Raw genomic sequence first — 17,058 nt, 5'->3', positions numbered from 1 at the left:
GCCTCGTGCCGAACCCTGTCGGGTTGCATCCGACCTACAAACCTGTGACTGCCTCGTAGCCCGTGCTTCAGCGCGGGGAAGGTGTGGGCTGCGCTCCCGGGCTGAAGCCCGGGCTACGGTGCCGGGTGTATTCGCGTAAGGCGGGTGGAACCCACCGAAATCTCGTGCCAGGCCTGTCGGGTTGCACCCGACCTACCTAAAACCTGTGACTGCCTCGTAGCCCGTGCTTCAGCGCGGGGAAGGCGGGGCTGCGCTCCCGGGCTGAAGCCCGGGCTACGGTGCCGGGTGTGTTCGCGTAGGGCGGGTGGAACCCGCCGAAATCTCGTGCCAAGCCTGTCGGGTTGCACCCGACCCACCTAAAACCTGTGACCGCCTCGTAGCCCGTGCTTCAGCGCGGGGAAGGTGTGGGCCGCACTCCCGGGCTACGGTGCCGAGGGCATTCGCGTAGGGCGGGTGGAACCCGCGTGTTGGGACGACCCCTTTCGGATTTCACCCGCCCCCAATGGAGCGGCAACCCTTGGGGTTGCTGGGCGACTGAAGTCGCCCCTACAGGCTTGCCCCTACAGGGTTGTACGCGTGGTTTGCGGGTAGTCGATCGCCCATAAAAAAACCGCGGCCTGGGCCGCGGTTCTTTCATTGCCTTGAGGCTTAGTGGGCCAGCAGCGAACCGCCGGTCTTGCCCGCCAGCTTCTCGGGGCGGATCAGGAAGCGTGCCAGGGCAGGCAGCAGCCAGAGCGCACCGAACATGTTGACGATGAACATGAAGGTCAGCATCAGGCCCATGTCGGCCTGGAACTTGATCGCCGAGAACATCCAGGTCGCCACGCCGATGGCCAGGCACAGGCCGGTGAAGAGTACGGCCTTACCGGTGGACTTCAGCGTCTGGTAATAGGCCTCTTGCAGCGGCAGGCCGGCACGCAGGAAGCTTTCCAGGCGGCTGTAGATGTAGATGCCGTAGTCGACACCGATACCCACACCCAGCGCCACCACCGGCAGGGTCGCCACCTTCACGCCGATGCCGAGGAAGGCCATCAGCGCGTTACCCAGCACCGAGGTGAGGATCAGCGGCAGCACGATGCAGATGGTCGCGGCGACGGAGCGGAAGGTGATCAGGCACATCACCGCCACGCAGATGTACACCAGGATCAGGATGGTCAGCTCGGACTGGGCGATCACCTCGTTGGTGGCCGCTTCGATGCCGGCGTTACCGGCGGCGAGCATGAATTCCAGCCCTTCCTTGTTGTGCTCCTTGGCAAAGCCTTCCACCGCCTTGACCGCGCGCTGCAGGGTCTCGGCCTTGTGGTCGTTGAGGAACACCAGTACCGGCGCCAGGGAGCAGTCGGTGTTGTACAGGCCATCGGCACGGCTGATGGAGTTGTTCAGCACGTCCTGGTTGCGCGACAGGGTTTCCCACTTCAGGTTGCCTTCGTTCATCCCTTTGATCACCTGCTTGGAAACGGTGACCATCGAAATGGCGGATTGCACGCCCTGGGTGTTCTCCATCGTCCACATCAGCTCGTCGATCGGCGCCAGCGCTTCGTGCGTGGAGCAGCCTTCCGGCTTGGTCTTGACCATCACCACGAGCACGTCGGAGCTGGTCGAGTAGTTGCTGATGATGAAGTTGTTGTCCTTGTTGTAGCGCGAGTCAGGACGCAGTTCCGGCGCGCCCTGGTCGAGGTCGCCGATCTTCAGGTTCTGGCCGTACCAGAGGCCACCACCGAAGGCGACCAGGGCGATGACCACGGAGATCGGGGCCACCACCGGATGGGCGAAGTTGGACAGCAGGCGCCAGAACGGGTGTTCACGGGTCGCGTCCTTCTTGCTGCGCTCGATGGCCTTCTTGCTGATGCCGACATAGGAGATGGCGACCGGCAGCAGGATGAGGTTGGTGAACACGATCACCGCCACACCGATGGAGGCGCCGATGGCCAGCTCGCGGATCACGCCGATGTCGATGATCAGCAGGGTGATGAAGCCCACGGCGTCGGCCAGGATGGCGATCATGCCCGGCAGGAACAGCTGGCGGAAGGTACGCCGCGCAGCGGTCAAGGCGTTGTCCGCATCACTGGATTGCAGGGCGATACCGTTGATCTTCTGCACCCCGTGGGAGATGCCGATGGCGAAGATCAGGAACGGCACCAGCATCGAGTAGGGGTCGAGACCGAAGCCTACCGAGTGCATCAGGCCCAGCTGCCAGATCACCGCCACCAGGGTGGTGGAGAGCACGGCGATGGTGCTGCGGATACACCAGGTGAACCAGTACAGCAGCACCAGGGTGGTGAGGAAGGCGATACCGAAGAAGGCCACGACCATGATCAGGCCGTCGATCAGGTCACCGACCTTCTTGGCGAAACCGACGATGTGCACCTGCACATTGGGGTTCTGGGCCTGGTACTTGTCGCGGATCTTGGCTTCCAGCTCATGGGAGAACTGGCGGTAGTCGAGCTTCAGCAGCTTGCCCTGGTCGTTCGGGTCCGGGTAGGACTCGAGCAGCGGCACGTCGACGATGCTGGATTTGAAGTTGTTGGCCACCAGGCGGCCGATCTGGCCCGACTTGAGCACGTTGTTGCGCAGCTCGTCGAGGCTGTCGTCGGAACCGTCGTAGGTCTGCGGGATCACCTCGCCACCGGCGAAGCCTTCCTCGGTGACCTCGGTCCAGCGCACGCTGGGGCTCCACAGGGACTTCAGGCCGGAACGGTCGACGCCGGGAATGTAGAACACCTCGTCGTGGATCTGACGCAGGGTGTCCATGTACTCCTTGCTGAAGATGTCCCCGTCCTTGGCTTCCACCGAGATGCGCACGGTGTTGCCCAGGTTCGCCAGGTCGTTGCGGTGCTCCATCATCTTCTGGATGAAGGGGTGGTGCAGCGGGATCATCTTCTCGAAGCTGGTGGACGGGCGCACCTGGGTGGCCTGCCAGAAGAGGAAGATGCTGACCAGCAGGCAGATGACGATCACGGCCGGCCGGTTGTTGAAGATCAGGCGTTCCAGGAAGGTCGCCTTGTCCTGGTGATGGTTACTCATCGAAACTCCCCCGGCTTGTTATTGTTGGCCCAGCTCGGCGCCAGTCGGCGAGGCGACGCGCGCTCCGCCCTGTCCCACCAGGATCAGGTTGCCTTTGGTATCTGCGGTGGCGCTGGCCAGCGACAGGCGATCGGAACGGTTGACCACGCTGAAGGTGCGACCGGCATCGGTGCTCTTCAGGACGCTGCCACCATGGCCGACCACCAGCAGGGTGCCGTCATCGAGCAGGGTGCCGCCGGAAAGGCCGAACTCGAGGGTGCCGCCACGGGCATTCTTGAGTGCGATGGTTTCCCAGGTCTTGCCGAAGTCGGCGGAGCGGAACAGGTGGCCGCGCAGGCCATAGGCGACGACCACGCCCGGCTCGTTGGTGCCGGTGGCGCCGAACAGGGAACCCTCGTAGGGGCCTTCGAGGCGCTCCCAGGTCTGGCCCCAGTCGGGCGAGCGGAACATGCTGCCCATTTCGCCGACGATGAACAGACCGGAGTCCTTCACCGCGGTGATGGCGTTGATGTGGTACTGGTCTTCGTTGTCCAGGCGGTCGCTGACGTCTTCCCAGTTCTTGCCACCGTCTTCGGTGGCCAGCAGGGCGCCGTAGGAGCCGACGGCGAAGCCGGTGTTGGCGTCCTTGAACCAGACATCGAGAAGAGGAGCCTCACGCTCCAGGTCTTCGAACTGCTGGGTCCAGGTGGCGCCACCGTCTTCGCTGGCGAGGATCTGCGCGTCGTGGCCGACGGCCCAGCCCTTGTTGTCGTCGACGAAATAGACGGCGGTCAGCATCTGCCGGGTCGGCACCTTGGCCTGGGTCCAGCTTTTGCCGTCGTCGTCGGAGTAAAGGATGTGGCCACGGTCACCGACGGCGACCAGGCGTTTGCCCGCATGGGCGATATCCAGCAGCAGGCTGCTCGCCGCCTTGGGCGATTCGATGGAGAACACGGGTGCTGATTCGGCGGCTTGCGCGAGAGGCGCGGCACCGAGAGTCAGGACGGAGAGCACACTGAACAGCGAGAGCGCTTTGGCCAGCGGCGAGTGGAAGCGGAACGCCGGTTGCGCCAGGGACTGCACGTCATGACCGGACTGGGTGCGCCGCAGGACGGGCTCACTCATACACCTTTCCCCCTTATTGTTATAGGTGGACCTTGCCTTTTGGCAGGCCGCCTATGCTATCCAGCTTTGGAAAGCCCTGACAATCGGCTGGACGTTATGTTTTGTTAAGGCAAACCCGCGTGATTGAGGCCTTATCAGAAGCCCTGATAGCAAAAAGGCCGCTACCTGGGTAGCGGCCTTTCGATCACGCTGCGAATCCCTTATCGGGTACCGCGGCGACGCAGTGCCGAAGGCTTGAAGTAGCCGTCGTCCGGGATGGCCTGGGTGAAGTCGATGGTGGTCGGTTCTTCGTTGTCCAGGTTCTGCACGTGGTAACGACGGGCCTGAAGGTCATGGAACACGTCCAGCGCGGACCAGGTGGTCGGCAGGTCGTAGTAGTTCTTCAGGTAGGCCATCGATACGCGCCACAGCTCGCCACGACCGTCGTACTGGTCGACCACGGCAGCTTGCCAGCTGTCCTCGTCGAGGAACAGGGTGCGCTTGGAGTAGATGTGGCGGGCGCCGGACTTCAGCGTGCCCTCGACGACCCACACGCGGTGCAGTTCGTTGCGGGTCACGGCCGGGTTCAGGTGGCCGGGCTGCAGCAGGTCCTTGTACTTAACTTCAGGGCTGGAGACCTTGTAGTTGTTGTACGGGATGTAGATTTCCTTCTTGCCCACCAGTTTCCAGTCGTAGCGATCCGGGGCACCGTTGAACATGTCGGTGTCGTCGGCGGTGCGCAGGCCGTCGGCGGCAGCGATCGGGGTGTCGTAGGCCAGGTTAGGCGCACGGCGAACGCGGCGCTGGCCGGCGTTGTAGCCCCAGGCCTGACGCGGCTCCTTCACCTGGTCCAGGGTCTCGTGTACCAGTACCGCGCCACCGGCCAGGCGTGCCGGGCTCTTGGTGAAGGACAGGTAGTAGAACAGGATGTTGTTCAGGTCGGCGTACGAACCTTTCGGGTTGTAGTACTTGAACAGGGCTTCCTGCTGCGAGGTGACCAGCGAGTAGTCGCCGTTGCGCTGCACGGCCACTTCGGAGGCGCGACGCACGATGTAGGAACCGCGGTAGCGAACGATGTGGTTCCACAGCGCCTCGACACCGTTCTGCGGGATCGGGAACGGGATGCCGCCGTAGGCGTCGGCGAAGCCGTTGCCGCCATCCAGCAGCTTGGCGGTGGTGGCGTTCTTGACGGTGTTGTCATACACCCACTGCGGCGCCGAACCGGAACGACGGGTCGGGTAGATCGGCATCTGGAAGGTGGTCGGGTAGGCGTTGAACAGGGCGATCTGACCGGGGGTCAGGTTGGCCTTGTACTGGTCCAGGTTGGCCTTGGTGATGGTGAACAGCGGCTTGTCTTCCGGGAACGGATCGACATGGTGCTGGCCTGCCTTGTAACCGGCCGGGGCCTGGGTGATGCCACCGGTCCAGGCCGGAATGGTGCCGGCAGCGTTGCCGGCCTTCTCGGCACCGAAGGGGGTCAGGCTAGTGCCCAGCTTGGCGGCTTCCTGAGCCGACACCGCGGCCAGTGCGCTACCGGCGGACAGTGCGAACGCGACTGCCGCGCCAACCAGCGAAAGCTTTTTCAGCATGTTGGTTCTCCGTGAGGGTTCAGCGGCGGGCACCCGCAGGTGCCCGCATTCTTTCTAGTTAGAAGGAGTACTTGACGTTGACGCCGATATTGTCGCGATCGCGGCTGGAGTTGTTCTGGCCGGCGCCATAGAACTCGGTGTACTGGATCTCGCCTTCCAGGCTGTTCAGGTAGCTCGCCTTGAGGCCGACGGTGTAGGCCTTGCGACCTTCGATGAAGTTGCCGGTCTGGTGGGAGTTGCCTTGGAAGTCGTCTTTGTAGATGGCGAACGGAGACACGTTCACGCCGGCGTATACATCGTTCCATGTACCAGAAAGAACCAGGGTGTAACCGTACGAGTCACGGTCGATCTGGTCTTCGTTACCGAAGCCGGAAACATAGGAGTTGTTAGCGCGCCCAGCATAGGTACGTTCCTGCAGACCACCTGTCAGCGGGTTGAAGCCCATGTATTTCAGGCTGCTGCCACGAATGTGCTCGGATGCCAGTTCAGCCACACCAATCAGGGAATCGAAGCTCAGAGAAGGCCCGAAGTTGTAGATGGTGCCGAGCGAGGTGTTAAACGCCTCTACACGCTCATAGTTGTGGAAGACGCTGCCACGGCACATTTGCCCACCCGAAACACGCGCACAAGCCTGAGAGCCCGGAACTGCGCCGTTATACAGGTTGGTTTGACCAGTCACACCCTGCCCCAGCAGGTCGCCAAGAATATCGTTGGTGGTGCTGATGCCGATGGGCATGTTCGGACGATAGGCCAACTCACCGAATACGGATGCATCACCGATAGTGGTGTTAAAGCTGAAACCGTACATGCGAACGTCTTCTACGTACTCACGGCGAGCCACTGCGTTACTAGCAGCGTCGAGAGTTGCAATAGCACCAGCGTTCGCGCCTGCAATGCCGCCGAGAGTCGTCATATTGACGCCCTGATACCCTTCGAAATCGACGGCGATTTGCGGCTCTTTGGTGTGATAGTTGACGAAATAGAAACCAAACTCGCTGGAGTTGAGCTCTTCGGCGATATAGCGGAAGGCAACGCCATACTGACCATCATTCTTGGCATTCAGGTCGGACCCAACGTTCGCCACCTTGAATACGCCAGTCGAGGCATCCATGAAGCTGTTGCGGCCGTTCGGACCACGGCCAAGGCCAGTAAGCCCGGCAAGGGTCGCGTTACCCGCAATGTTGTTATAGCCGGCGAACGCAGGAATCAGAGCAGTACTGGTGGTATATGCCTGATCTCCGCCCTCTGCAAAAAGATCGGTCTCGGAGAAGTAGGTACCGACCGGATCGACAGCGGTTTCCTTCCAGTTGAACTGGTAGAAGGTTTCCATCGACAGGTTGTCGGTCAGGCCCAAGTTGAAGCTCAACGCTTCGACCGGCACCAGAACCTCTTTCAGCTCAGAGCCCGGAAGGCGGAATTTCGCAGCATCGACCGGGTTGGTGGTGTTGATGCCGCCGCGGTAGAAGATGCCCTCACCCCAGTTGAATACCTGCTTACCGAAACGAGCAGTCAGCGGCATGTCCGCTACATCCCAGTTGCCATAGACATAGGCATCGAGGATCTGCGCATCGCGACCGGCCTTGTGGCGGGTGCCGTGAGTGAAGCTGTCATCATTCGGATAGTTCTGGCTGGGCTGGCGCGGGCTGTTGTTGTCGTAATAGTCGTTGCGCTTGTCCATGATCTGGGTGTCATAGAAAGCGGTGCCGCGGACGAACAGACCGTAGTTCTTGTAGGTCGCTTCCAGGTCGGAAGTGATCTTGTACACCTCGGAAACCAGGCCAGTGTCGAAGTTGCGGTTGCCGTCGTTGGTGTTGATGTCGTTGTTGGTCTTGTCCTGGCCCTGGACGCGCCACAGTTGACCGTAGGAGACGGTGGTGTCGATGGAACCGCTGATCTCATCGTCGGCGAAGCTGAATTCGACCGCCTGGGCCTGGACGGCGCACATCAGGGGCAGGAGACCGGCGAGGGCGAAACCGGCCTTGGCCGGCGCGAAGCGCAACAGGGGCTTGCGGGACTTGAGTTCCATCGAGACTTTACTCCGTGGACAGATCATTCATTTGTTATTACGGCCCCGTCTGGCAGGGACGCTGTTCAGCCGCTCGAGCGACCTTGTTAGTGGCGTGGGGCTGGCCCCAACGCGTCTGAACCGCGCCCTCCAGCGATTGCTCGCATTGAAAGGGCCTGGAACGGCGTCGAGACCTGCAACCATGGTGCCAAGTGCACATTTCCGGGGCGTTATATTTTTCTGAACGAAGGGCCAGATAATTTTCAAACGAGTGACTGATCATCCACTGATCAAAACCGACGAATCGGCCGATTTTGTCCTACAAGCTGGCTCGATTTGTCACTCAAAACCACACCTATAGCGCTTGCGCGCTCATACCTCGATCACCCCGTCAAGCAGGAAATGCCACGGAACAGGCCATTTACGCCTCAACGTTCGAGGGGATATTCCTTTGAGTAACAAAAAAGTGTTACCGGCAGATTGCCAGTAACACTTGTTGACGCCAGGGAAACGGCAGCGGAACCACGAGCGTGGTTCCGGGAGGGGTCAGGCCAGGCTCTTGCTCAGCACTTCATAGACGTCGCTGGACAGTTCGCCGGAGGCGAGGATGCGTTCCAGCTCGGCGCGCATCAGCTTTTGCCGCGCCTCGTCGTACTTGCGCCAGCGGGTCAGCGGCGCCAGCTGGCGCGAGGCGATCTGCGGGTTCAGCGCGTTGAGGGTGATGACGTGGTCGGCGAGGAAGCGATAGCCGGCACCATCGGCCCGGTGGAAGTTCACCAGGTTCTGGTTGGCAAAGGCCCCGATCAGCGCGCGCACCTTGTTGGGGTTCTTCAGGGTGAAGGCCTTGTGGCCCATCAGCGCCTGCACCCGCTCCAGGCCACCTGGCAGGGTGCTGCCGGCCTGGACGCTGAACCACTGGTCCATCACCAGCGGGTTGTCCTTGAAGTGGTCAGCGAAGCTCGCCAGGGCCTTGGCCTTCTCCTCCTCGAAGCTGGAATTGACCAGTACCGAGAGCGCGGTGAGGCGTTCGGTCATGTTGTCGCAGGCTTCGAACTGCTCCAGGCAGGCGTCGAGGATCTCGGCCTTGCCGCTGAGCATCAGGTAGGACAGCGCGATGTTCTGCAGGGCGCGACGGGCGAAATGCTCGGCGGAGGCGACATAGGGTGTCTCCCGCGAGAGGGCGCGATTGGCCTGGTAGCGCGCCAGCAGCTGCGGGAACAACGCGTCACTGATCGAACGACGGGTGAACTCGCGGGCGGCGTGGATGGCATCGACGTCGGCCACCTCGCTGATCTCGGTCAGGTACGCCTCGCTGGGCAGCGAGAGCATCTCGGCGACCATCGCCTGGTCCAGCGATTCGTCCTCCAGCAGGGTGCGGAAGGCATGCAGCAGGCGGGTATCCAGCGCCAGGGCCTCGCCACGCTGGTGCTGGCCGATCAGCTCCTGCAGCACCTGCACGGAGAGCTGCTGGCCCGCATCCCAGCGGTTGAACCCGTCGCTGTCGTGCTGCATGAGGAACATCAGTTGGTCGCGGCCATAGGGGAAGCTCAGCTTCACCGGGGCGGACAGCCCACGCAGCAGCGAGGGCAGCGGCTTCTCGGCGATGTCGACGAAGGTGAAGGTCTGCTCGGCCTCGGTCACCGAGAGCACCCGGTTGCCGCCCTGGGCCTTGTCTTCGCCGGCGAGGCGCAGCGGCAGGTCGCTGCCCGTCGCGTCCAGCAGGCCCAGTTCCACGGGGATGACGAAGGGCAGCTTCTCGGTCTGGCCGGGGGTGGCCGGGCAGCTCTGGCGGAAGGTCAGGCTGTAGGTCTTGGCGGCGGCGTCGAAGGCTTCCTCGACGGCGAGGCGCGGGGTGCCGGCCTGGCTGTACCAGCGCTTGAACTGGGTGAGGTCGACGCCGTTGGCGTCCTCCATGGCCTTGATGAAGTCATCACAGGTCACGGCCTGGCCGTCGTGGCGCTCGAAGTACAGATCGGAGCCCTTGCGGAAGCCTTCGGCGCCCAGCAGGGTGTGGATCATGCGTACCACTTCCGAACCCTTCTCGTAGACGGTCAGGGTGTAGAAGTTGGAAATCTCGATGAACGAGTCCGGGCGCACCGGGTGGGCCATGGGGCCGGCGTCCTCGGCGAACTGGTGGGTGCGAAGGAAAGCTACGTCCTCGACACGCTTGACCGTGCGCGAGTTCATGTCGGCGGAGAACTCCGCGTCGCGGAACACGGTGAAACCTTCCTTCAGCGACAGCTGGAACCAGTCGCGGCAGGTGACGCGGTTGCCCGACCAGTTGTGGAAGTACTCGTGGGCCACTACGGCCTCGACTCGCTGATGGGCGGCGTCGGTGGCGGTTTCCGCCCTGGCCAGCACGCAGCTGGAATTGAAGATGTTGAGCCCCTTGTTCTCCATGGCGCCCATGTTGAAGTCGTTGACCGCGACGATCATGAAGATGTCCAGGTCGTACTCGCGGCCGTAGACCTCCTCGTCCCAGCGCATGGACTTCTTCAGGCTGTCCATGGCGTGCTGCACCTTGTCGACGTTCTCCGGCTCGACGTAGATGCGCAGGGTGACTTCACGCTGGCTCATGGTGGTGAAGACGTCCTCCACGCACCAGAGGTCGCCAGCCACCAGGGCGAACAGGTAGGCCGGCTTCTTGAACGGGTCTTCCCAGGTCGCCCAGTGGCGACCGCCCTCCTCCGCTCCGCTGGCCACCGGGTTGCCGTTGGACAGCAGCACCGGGTAGCGATGCTGTTCGGCGCTCAGGGTGGTGGTGAACGTGCTCATCACGTCCGGGCGGTCGAGGTAGTAGGTGATCTTGCGGAAGCCCTCGGCCTCGCACTGGGTGCAGAACATGCTGCCGGACTTGTACAGGCCTTCCAGCGCGGTGTTGCTCTCGGGGTGGATGCGCACCGTGCTGTCGAGGGTGAAGGCGTCGGCGACGGGCTGCAGGGTCAGGTGGCTGTCGGTCAGCTGGTAGTCGGCGGCGCCGAGCTCACGGTCGTCCATGGACAGCGCCAGCAGCTCCAGCTGCTGGCCGTCCAGCACCAGCGCGGGCAGGCTGCCGTTGGCGCGCTCCGGGTTGCGGCGCATCACCAGCTGGGCGTGGACCAGGGTGTGGTCCTCGTGCAGCTCGAAGGTCAGGGTGGTCTCGTCGATCAGGTAGTCCGGCGCCTGATAGTCCTTGAGGTGGATGACTTTCGGTTGTTCGGTTCGCATGCTTGCCTCTCCGAGGCAGCCCGGGCGCCATGCCCCGGCTGCGGTGTGTGACCCTGCCGGGCGGGGCGGTGCAGCCTTACGACTCGCAGCTCGCCACCACCTGGTAGGCCGTGAACTTGCGGATGTTGATGACCCCGGTGTCGAGGATCAGGTACTGGCCCTTGATACCGCGCAGGGTACCCTCCACCACCGGCGTCTTGTCCAGATCGAGGCTCACCACCTTGGTCGGGTAGGCCTCGACGGGGTAGCTGATCTCCAGCGGCTCGATGTCCTCGATCTTCTGCACCGCCTGCAGGCCGAAGCGCTGCTGCAGCGCCAGGATGCCGGCATCGCAGGCCTCGAATATCGCCTCACGCACCGCGGGCAGGTCCAGCGCCTCGGCCTCGCCCTTGAGCAAGGCGCGCCAGTTGGTGCGATCGGCCACCTGACTGCGCAGCAGGTCCTCCACCAGGCCGGACTGCTGGCGGGTGGCGACGCGCATGATGGGCAGCGCCTGGCGGGCACCCTGGTCGATCCAGCGGGTCGGCACCTGGGTGGCACGGGTGATCCCCACCTTGATGCCCGAGGAGTTGGCCAGGTAGACCACGTGGTCGGTCATGCAGAACGACTCGCCCCACGCCGGCTCGCGGCAGGTACCGGCGTCGTAGTGGCAGCGTTCCGGACTCATGATGCAGCTGTCGCACTGCGCCAGCTTGGTGAAGCAGGGGTAGCAATAGCCCTGGGCGAAGCTCTTCTTGGTCTTGCGCCCGCAATGGGAGCAATGGATGGCGCCGAGGAACTCCAGGCGGATGCGCCGGCCCAGCAGCGGGTTGACCGCCACCTGTTCATCGCCCAGGCGGAAGGCGTACTGCACGACCGGGGACCCCAGTTGCGCCGACATCTTGCTCAGCGCACCGCGCCCCAGTTCCTGCATGGTGGACTCGCTCATCAGTGGATCGAGTCGGATTTGAACAGGATGTTCTCGATCTTCTCGGACTTGGAGCCGCACTCCTGCGGGCCCATGTAGCCGGTGCGCTCTTCCTCCGGCAGGTTCTTCAGCTCCCAGGCGATGACCGCCTGCAGGCTGAGCTCCTTCTGCTCCTGGGTCAGCTTGCGGCCGTCGGACCACTTGCCGATCTCCACGGCGAGCTTGAGGCTCTGGTAGACATCCTCGGTGATGTTGCTGATTAGCTTGGCGAAATCGGACACGGCGGTTTCCTGAAGGGCGGCGAAAACGAGCGCACATTCTAGCGACACTGCCGGTGTTGCGCATCGACGCCGGTCAGAGCGCCAACACCTAAAGAAGGGACTCGTACAAAAAGTCGCCGAGCGAAGGTCAGGCAAGGCGAAATTGGCCGAAGAAGCGCAGTTTACGTGCTGTAAATGAGCATTCTGAGGGCAATTTCAACGCCGCATCACCGAGCGCAGGCACTTTTTGTGCGAGTCCTAGAAGTCGCGTGACAGCTTCACCTGCTCCAGTTCCGTCTCCAGCGAGCGGCGGAAGATCTGCGGCCCGGCGAAGCTGTACACCACGAAGCCCAGCCAGACCCATTCGATGGCCTGGGCCAGCGTCTCGTGGCCATGCTGGTTGCTGGCGATCACCACCACCCGGTAAAGCACGAACATGCCCAGCAGCACGATGATCGAACGGGTCGGCCCCAGCTCGGACATCCACGAGTTGTAGCGCCACCAGAGCCCCATGAAGGGGTTGCTGCGCGCCTTGACGGCGGACATCAGGTAGAGCGCGGCAACGTCGTTGGCGTTCTCGCGCAGGGCCCAGATCGCATGCTCCCGCGCACCTTGCAGGTCACCCCGGCGCAGCAGCAGGTGGCCCATGGTGACGATGGCACCAGGGTGGTCGGCGCGCAGTTGCAGCGCCTCGCGGGCGTAGCGCTCCGCCGGTTCCACCTCGCCGCGCAGGCGATGGTAGTGGGCCAGGGCGGCCAGGCAGTCGGGGTTGTCCGGCGCCAGCTCCAGGGCCCGCTGCAGGCTGGGTAGTTGCTGGGCGCGACGGCCCATCAGGTCGGCGAGCTCGGCACGGGCCAGGTGGTAGCCGGCTTCCTGGGGGTTCATCTCCAACACCTGGTCCAGGTGCTTCTCGGCCAGCTTGAAGCGCCGCCGCGCCATGGCCACACGGGCCGCAACGTAATGGGCGAATTCCAGTTGCGGGTCAGCGGCCAGGGCCAACCCGGCTTCGCGCTCGGCGGCGTAGGCACGGCGCATCAGCAGCAGGCACAGGGCGAGCAACGCATGGGCCTCGGCGTGCTCCGGGTCATCGCTGAGTAGTTGTCGCAGGCTGTTGATCGCACCCTCGGCATGGCCGCTTTGCAGGCGCTGATAAGCCAGGTGCAGCAGGTTGGTTTCGTTCATCAGCTGAGCACCAGGAACCAGAGGGTGAAGGGCAGCAGGTTGAGCACCATTCCACGCAGGAAGAAGGCGCCCAGCAGGACCACCGGCAGGCCGAAGCGATTGAGCACGCCGCCGTAGTACTGGTAGAGCTCGATGGTGGAGGCCTGCATGACGAACAGCGCGTAGCCGATGGCCAGCTTCCACACCACCAGCACCAGCATCGCGTACTGCAGGCTGCCCTTGTCAAGGATGCCGCCCTGCCACAGGTAGAGCAGGCCGAAGGCCAGGCCCAGGCTGCCCAGCAGGCCGATGGCGGCCAGTGCCGCCTCACGGACACGTGTCGGGCTGCCCACGGCCATGCCGTTGAGCACGAACCAGGGCAGGCCCAGCCAGGCGCCGCCCAGCATCAGGCCCAGCAAGGGCCACAGTGGCTCCACCGCCAGGCGCGCCAGGGCGCCGGGGCGGGGCTCATCGTCCAGCCGATAGAGGTTGCGGTTGTCCATCAGCGCCCCTTGCCGTGCTTGTCGAGGAAGGCCAGCACCTCGTCGTACTGGCCGCCCTCGTTGGAATAGCGCGCGTAGTTTCGCGCGGTGGTCAGCCATTCCAGGGTGGTGGCGCGCACCTCCTTGAGGGCCGCCTTGAGGTGGCGGTCGGTCACCGGCTGCTCGCGGCCTTCGGCGATGGATTCCTCGATCGCCTCGTCCACCGCCGTCTCCACCAGCTCGCGCAGGTCGGCGCCGGAGAAGCCCGAGGTGCTGCGGGCGAGGAACTCGTAGTCGATATCCCCTTCGCTGGGTCGATCAGCCATCAGCATGCGCAGCAGGCTGGCACGTGCGGAGCGGTCCGGCGGCGGCACGAACAGCACCCGGTCGAAACGACCGGGACGGCGGAAGGCGGCATCCACCGACCAGGGCACGTTGGTGGCGGCGAGGATCAGCACACCGTGGTTGGACTGGGCGAAGCCGTCCATCTCGGTGAGGAACTGGCTCACCAGCTTGGACGAGGTGGCTTCGCGGGTGTTGGTGCGGCGCCCGCCCAGGGCCTCCACCTCATCGAAGAACAGCACCGCCGGCGCCTTGGCCCGGGCTTCCTCGAACAGGGCGTGGAGCTTGCGCTCGGACTCGCCGATGTACATGTCCAGCACGTCGGAAATGGCGACGTTGAGGAAGGTGGCCTTGCACTCCCCCGCCGTGGCGCGGGCCAGCATGGTCTTGCCGCAGCCCGGCGGACCGTAGAGCAGGATGCCGCCGCCGACACGCTTGCGGAAGCGCTGGAACAGCCCCGGCTTCTGGTACGGCAGGATGATCTTCTTGTGGATGGTCTTCTTCAGCTCGTCGAGGCCGCCGACATCGTCGAAGGTCAGGGTCTCGGCGTTCGGCGTTAGCAGGCGGGTGGTCTCGGCCTTGTCGGTGTCGTCGTTGGAGATGACCCGCAGGCGCGGGCGCCCCTCGCCGCCGCGGAAGTCCACCACCGAGGCGCTGAGGCGACGCTGCAGGGCGACGTCCTCCAGCGCCGGGCTGGCCTCGACGGCGGCGCGGTACTCGCGCAGGCCTTCTTCGCGGCGCTCCAGGTCGGCCAGGGCACGGGCGCGCAGCAGGCGCTCGGCCGGCTCGTCACCGCCCAGCAGGGCCAATGCCCGCTCGGCCTCACCGGCCCCCAGGCACAGGCGCGCAGCTTGCTGGCGCAGCGACGTGGCATCGAGCCGTGCGGCGAGCCCCTCGGGCAGGAAGGCCATGCCCCGGACGCATTCGTTGCGCTCGATCCAGGCCGGCAGCAGCAGCCCCAGCAGTGCGTCGTTGTCGGGCGAGGCGGACAGCGCCGCCTCCAGTTGAACCAGTGTCGCGTCATCCATAGTGCGCGAGGACTCCATTGAACGATTCAGGGCGGGCGCCGCTCAATGCGGCGCTTCCGGGCGCTCCACCTCGACCCAGACGAACTTGTCCGGGTCCAGCCGGGTTTCGGCATCCAGCCGGTAGGCCACCAGCTTGCCGTACATCACCGCGCTGTAGTCGAGGCAGGCGAGATTGGGGCGGATCGGTGCCGGGCGGCCCCGGCGCCAGTAATGACCGACGAACAGCAGCGGCTCGTCGGCGCCGTAATTGAGCAGCGCGGACTTCTGCGCCGCCGAGAGCGGTTGGCGGGCCACCTGCTCGGGCAACGCATCGGGCTGGAAGACCACATCGCCGTAGGTCTGCGGGTCTTCCTCCCAGAACTTGGTGCGGAACACCGAGCGGGTGAAGCCGTCGCTGCCGGTCAGGGTCATGCCACTGGGCAAGGGCATGTCGGTGCCGCGCAGCAAGCGGTTGAACACGCGGAAAGCGAAGCTGCCACGCTCGGCGGCGGCCTTGATGAAGGCTTCGTCGACCCGACCATCGGGGTGCAGGGCGCGCAGCGGCTCGATCAGCTCGTTGTCCCAGCAGGCGTGAACCATGCGGAAGTGACCGCCGTCGATGAACAGCGGCAGCTCCTGGAACCAGCCGAGGAAGTCACGCCAGTCGCCCGGGTGGCCTTCGAACTGTTCCAGGGTCTCCTTGAGCAAGCGTGCGTGGCGCGGCGTGTGCTCATGGACGAACTGGCGCCCGCTGCCAGGCGTCGCCGGGGTACTCCAGCCGATGGCATTGAACTCGTGGTTGCCCATGATGCAGCGCGCCTGCCCGGCCTCGACCATGGCGTGGACCAGGTGCAGCGCCTCGCGGATGCGCGGGCCGCGGTCGATGATGTCGCCGAGGAACAGCGCCATGCGCCGAGGGTGCTGCCAGACATCGCCGTGTTTGCGGTAACCGAGGCGATCGAGCAAACGCTCCAGGGTGTGCGCGCAGCCGTGCACATCGCCGATCAGGTCGTAGCCGCGCACGGCATCGAGGTTCATCAGTCGCCACCACCCAGGCGGCTGCCCCACCCCAGCTTGGTGCGGCAGACCTCGTAGTAGTTGTGGTCCAGCGGGTGGATCAGGCGCAGCTTCTGCGGCTTCTTGGCCACCGTGATGGTGTCGCCGGGGGCGCAGGTGAAGTGGTTCTGGCCGTCGCAGGAAATCAGCGGGTAGATCTGCATGTCCGGCGAGACCACGATCTTCAGTTCGCTGTTGCTGTCGACCACTATCGGGCGGCTGGACAGGGTGTGCGGGTACATGGGCACCACGCCGATGGCATCCAGCTTCGGGTGCATGATCGGCCCGCCGGCGGACAGCGCGTAGGCGGTGGAGCCGGTGGGCGTGGCGACGATCAGGCCGTCGGCCTTCTGGCTGCAGACGAACTGGCCATCGATGTGCAGCTCGAATTCGATCATCTTGGTCGACTTGCCGGGGTGCAGCACCACGTCGTTGAGCGCGTCGCCCTGGCCGATGGCCTCGCCGTGGCGGCGTACTTCGGCCTCCAGCAGGAAGCGGCTCTCCACCAGGTACTGGCCGTCGAGCACCTCGGCGACCTTGATCTCCAGTTCGTCCGGCTTGATGTCGGTGAGGAAGCCCAGGCTGCCGCGGTTGATGCCCAGTACCGGCACGTTGTGGCGGGCCAGGGCGCGGGCGGCGCCGAGCATGCTGCCGTCACCACCGACCACGATGACCATGTCGCAGACCTCACCGAGGATTTTTCGCGAGGAGGTCTGCAGGCCGTGGCCCGGGAGGACTTCGGCGATGGTGTCTTCGAGGATCACATGCAGGTGGCGGTCCAGCAGGAATCGTTTCAGGCGGCGGATGGTATCGAGCACATGGGGGCTGCCCAGGCGACCGATGATGCCGATATTGCGGAATTGCTCCATGGGGCTCCAGCAGGGCTCTGCAACGGGGTGGAATGCTCGGATTATGGGCGAAAGCCCGTGACAGCG

At 64.1% G+C, this 17,058-nt stretch carries 12 protein-coding genes; all 12 read right to left on the bottom strand.

Annotation, left to right across the window (positions count from 1 at the left end):
- Positions 1–648: 648 nt before the first annotated feature.
- Positions 649–3,024: an efflux RND transporter permease subunit gene (locus PI990_RS09475; RefSeq protein WP_021217384.1), complete on the bottom strand. Its 2,376-nt coding sequence runs from the start codon at positions 3,022–3,024 to the stop codon at positions 649–651.
- Positions 3,025–3,042: 18 nt separating this feature from the next.
- Positions 3,043–4,128, bottom strand: coding sequence for a WD40/YVTN/BNR-like repeat-containing protein (locus PI990_RS09470; protein WP_271660460.1), 1,086 nt, complete (start codon positions 4,126–4,128; stop codon positions 3,043–3,045).
- Positions 4,129–4,328: 200 nt separating this feature from the next.
- Entirely contained in the window at positions 4,329–5,696 is a 1,368-nt protein-coding gene (locus tag PI990_RS09465; protein ID WP_021217386.1) for a DUF1329 domain-containing protein, read from the bottom strand.
- A 58-nt stretch (positions 5,697–5,754) separates the two neighbouring features.
- Positions 5,755–7,722: a DUF1302 domain-containing protein gene (locus tag PI990_RS09460; RefSeq protein WP_271660459.1), complete on the bottom strand. Its 1,968-nt coding sequence runs from the start codon at positions 7,720–7,722 to the stop codon at positions 5,755–5,757.
- A gap of 525 nt (positions 7,723–8,247) precedes the next feature.
- Complete coding sequence (pepN, locus tag PI990_RS09455) at positions 8,248–10,908, bottom strand: aminopeptidase N (protein WP_271660458.1); 2,661 nt, start codon at positions 10,906–10,908, stop codon at positions 8,248–8,250.
- Positions 10,909–10,984: 76 nt separating this feature from the next.
- A complete protein-coding gene (locus PI990_RS09450; RefSeq protein ID WP_271661283.1) occupies positions 10,985–11,821 on the bottom strand; it encodes a DUF2797 domain-containing protein in 837 nt (278 codons plus the stop codon).
- Positions 11,822–11,835: 14 nt separating this feature from the next.
- Positions 11,836–12,096 carry a YeaC family protein gene (locus PI990_RS09445; protein ID WP_021217390.1) on the bottom strand — a complete coding sequence of 87 codons (261 nt, stop codon included), beginning with the start codon at positions 12,094–12,096 and terminating at the stop codon, positions 11,836–11,838.
- A gap of 237 nt (positions 12,097–12,333) precedes the next feature.
- On the bottom strand, positions 12,334–13,257 hold the full coding sequence (locus PI990_RS09440; protein WP_271660457.1) for a tetratricopeptide repeat protein: 924 nt from the start codon (positions 13,255–13,257) through the stop codon (positions 12,334–12,336).
- Complete coding sequence (locus PI990_RS09435; RefSeq protein ID WP_021217392.1) at positions 13,257–13,739, bottom strand: hypothetical protein; 483 nt, start codon at positions 13,737–13,739, stop codon at positions 13,257–13,259. The genes PI990_RS09440 and PI990_RS09435 overlap by 1 nt, the downstream gene beginning before the upstream one ends.
- Positions 13,739–15,088 (bottom strand): ATP-binding protein, encoded by a 1,350-nt coding sequence (locus PI990_RS09430; protein ID WP_184490686.1) that lies wholly within the window; start codon positions 15,086–15,088, stop codon positions 13,739–13,741. The genes PI990_RS09435 and PI990_RS09430 overlap by 1 nt, the downstream gene beginning before the upstream one ends.
- Before the next feature lie 42 nt (positions 15,089–15,130).
- Complete coding sequence (locus tag PI990_RS09425; RefSeq protein ID WP_271660456.1) at positions 15,131–16,105, bottom strand: metallophosphoesterase; 975 nt, start codon at positions 16,103–16,105, stop codon at positions 15,131–15,133.
- Positions 16,105–16,992: an NAD(+) kinase gene (locus PI990_RS09420; RefSeq protein WP_021217395.1), complete on the bottom strand. Its 888-nt coding sequence runs from the start codon at positions 16,990–16,992 to the stop codon at positions 16,105–16,107. The genes PI990_RS09425 and PI990_RS09420 overlap by 1 nt, the downstream gene beginning before the upstream one ends.
- Positions 16,993–17,058: the final 66 nt, after the last annotated feature.

This window comes from Pseudomonas sp. TUM22785, assembly GCF_028198105.1.
GTDB lineage: Bacteria > Pseudomonadota > Gammaproteobacteria > Pseudomonadales > Pseudomonadaceae > Metapseudomonas > Metapseudomonas solani.
The sequence above is the reverse complement of the archived record's forward strand: the minus strand, read 5'-3'. Positions and strand labels throughout refer to the sequence as shown.

What these genes read in the sequence shown, in the direction of transcription:
- pepN (WP_271660458.1), bottom strand. Translation starts at nt 10,908, where the DNA reads ATGCGAACCGAACAACCGAAAGTCATCCACCTCAAGGACTATCAGGCG.
- PI990_RS09475 (WP_021217384.1), bottom strand. Translation starts at nt 3,024, where the DNA reads ATGAGTAACCATCACCAGGACAAGGCGACCTTCCTGGAACGCCTGATC.
- PI990_RS09465 (WP_021217386.1), bottom strand. Translation starts at nt 5,696, where the DNA reads ATGCTGAAAAAGCTTTCGCTGGTTGGCGCGGCAGTCGCGTTCGCACTG.
- PI990_RS09425 (WP_271660456.1), bottom strand. Translation starts at nt 16,105, where the DNA reads ATGAACCTCGATGCCGTGCGCGGCTACGACCTGATCGGCGATGTGCAC.
- PI990_RS09435 (WP_021217392.1), bottom strand. Translation starts at nt 13,739, where the DNA reads ATGGACAACCGCAACCTCTATCGGCTGGACGATGAGCCCCGCCCCGGC.
- PI990_RS09420 (WP_021217395.1), bottom strand. Translation starts at nt 16,992, where the DNA reads ATGGAGCAATTCCGCAATATCGGCATCATCGGTCGCCTGGGCAGCCCC.
- PI990_RS09440 (WP_271660457.1), bottom strand. Translation starts at nt 13,257, where the DNA reads ATGAACGAAACCAACCTGCTGCACCTGGCTTATCAGCGCCTGCAAAGC.
- PI990_RS09450 (WP_271661283.1), bottom strand. Translation starts at nt 11,821, where the DNA reads ATGCAGGAACTGGGGCGCGGTGCGCTGAGCAAGATGTCGGCGCAACTG.
- PI990_RS09470 (WP_271660460.1), bottom strand. Translation starts at nt 4,128, where the DNA reads ATGAGTGAGCCCGTCCTGCGGCGCACCCAGTCCGGTCATGACGTGCAG.
- PI990_RS09460 (WP_271660459.1), bottom strand. Translation starts at nt 7,722, where the DNA reads ATGGAACTCAAGTCCCGCAAGCCCCTGTTGCGCTTCGCGCCGGCCAAG.
- PI990_RS09430 (WP_184490686.1), bottom strand. Translation starts at nt 15,088, where the DNA reads ATGGATGACGCGACACTGGTTCAACTGGAGGCGGCGCTGTCCGCCTCG.